Below are 1945 nucleotides of genomic sequence, written 5' to 3'. Positions count from 1 at the left end.
GCGAAATATCGAGCACGCTCACTGGAACATCGAATTTCCGACCGCGCTCATAGCGAACGTCCAGTCTTTGGGAGAGTTTTGATTCAAGTTCGGCAATGACACCGTTAAGGCTGATTCCCTCGCCGCTGCCGATATTGAAAACCTGATGGCCGTCGAGCGGTGCTGCGCGTGCCAGTGTAACCAGGCCTGCTGCGGCATCGGAGATGTGAATGAAATCACGCACGACTTCGCCATCGCCCCAGACGATTATTGGCCGTTGCGACAACGCGCGGTGCAGGAACGTCGTTACCACACCCTGGCCTTTTGCCAAATTCTGCCCTGCTCCAAAAGGATTGGCTAGACGCGCCACACGACAATCGAGCCCGTAGAGAGCACGATAGGTTCCCAGATACAGTTCAACTGCGGCTTTACCAGCGCCGTAGGCGGTAATCGGGTTCAAACGGTGATCTTCATGCACCGGAACGCGCAGCAATTTGCCATAAACCGTACCGCCGGACGAAGCGAAGATCAGCCTTGGCGCCTGCGCCCCTTTTTTGCGAAGCGCATCCAGCAAACCCAGCGTCGGCGCGACATTGGTCGACAGATCAAGGGTGGGATCGTTGTTGGCGCTGGCAGGGACGGATGACCATGCATAATGGTGAATGACGGTGAACCCGTCGATCAAGCTATCCCATTGCGCGTTGGCAAGGTCGAAACTGCGCCATGCGACTCGCTCGTCAAGTGCAGGAGCAAATGTCGGCTTCGAAAGCGAGCGCCCGGCTAGAACGACCTCACACCCGCATTGCACCAGGATTGCAGCAACATGTCGGCCAATGAAACCGCTTCCACCAAGGATCAGATGTCGTTCGGCGATCTCGGATTTTTCTGCCTTAGATGACATCCGGATGTGCTCAGCCGCTCCCGAATATGGTTAACTGCGGTTGTGGGAATCAGAATGGCGAACCGCAATTCCCAAGTAGGTCCGTAYTCTGACTTCGCGAGTGCGTCAAAGCTTATCGGGTCGACGGAAGGATGTGTTGCTATTGCACTCAGCATTTGTTCGGCTGGGTCGTAGATGACAACTTTTGCCGCCTACCAGCCAGAGCATGCGCCGGGGCGGAAGCGCCGGATTAAGTGCATCGCCTGTACCGCCCTCGCGGGAAAGTTGTTGATAGTTTACTTGTTCATAATTAACAAATGTAGATGCTCGATGTTTCGCGTGCTATGCCGTCAGCGGTTATGGAGAGCGGCGATTTCGCGCCAAAATGAAAAACCTGGACCGACAGGACCATGCTGCTTTCAGCGGCTTCGCTGCGACACTGCATGAAATGGTGTCGCTGAACCTCCATGAGAACGATGGGATGTTTCATGGGAACGGCCGGCACTACCTAACCTGCGGGGGATCAGCGCTAAACGTTATCGCCGCGGCGGTCGGCCTGGCTGGAATAGAGCCAAAAAAAATCCTCGATTTCGGGGCTGGTGCTGGACGCGTCACCCGTTGGCTGCGGGCTGCGTACGCCAGCGCCGAGATTTCGGCGACAGACACGCGCGCTGAGGATCTCGAATTCTGTGCACGCGAGTTTGGTGCGCGGACGTGGCTGTCTGGCACCGATGTGGACGGCCTCGACGCTCCCTCGCGGTACGACCTGATCTGGGTCGGTTCGGTTTTGACGCACCTGCCCGCGAACATATCCGAGCGTCTGGTCAGGAAGCTGCTTTCATGGCTGCGATCAGACGGCGTCCTTATCGTCAGCCTGCATGGACGTTTCGTTCATTTCCGAGGCCCCCAGTTCAACTACTATGGCGTCGCCTCTGGGTGGGAGGAAATCGAGAGGCAGTATTTTGCAGAAGGCTATGGCTATGCCGACTATCCTGGTCAGGACAGATATGGAATCTCGCTCTCGAAGCCAAGTTGGGCCACTTCGCTGGCGGAACGGCTAGAGGGCACTCGCCTGGTCCTGATGAG

2 protein-coding genes are annotated in these 1945 nt (G+C 56.7%); one reads left to right on the top strand and one right to left on the bottom strand.

All coding sequences use genetic code 11. The features are described 5' to 3' along the window. Positions 1-880, bottom strand: an 880-nt coding sequence (locus tag ACXJ7R_RS31310) for an NAD-dependent epimerase/dehydratase family protein (protein WP_457155187.1), incomplete at its 3' end; no start/stop codon positions are given. A gap of 364 nt (positions 881-1244) precedes the next feature. On the opposite strand from ACXJ7R_RS31310, the gene ACXJ7R_RS31305 reads away from it, so the two are divergent. Next, positions 1245-1945, top strand: a 701-nt coding sequence (locus tag ACXJ7R_RS31305) for a class I SAM-dependent methyltransferase (RefSeq protein ID WP_457155186.1), incomplete at its 3' end; no start/stop codon positions are given.

Source organism: Mesorhizobium sp. P5_C1, assembly GCF_054049815.1.
This window is presented reverse-complemented; position numbering and strand designations above follow the sequence as displayed.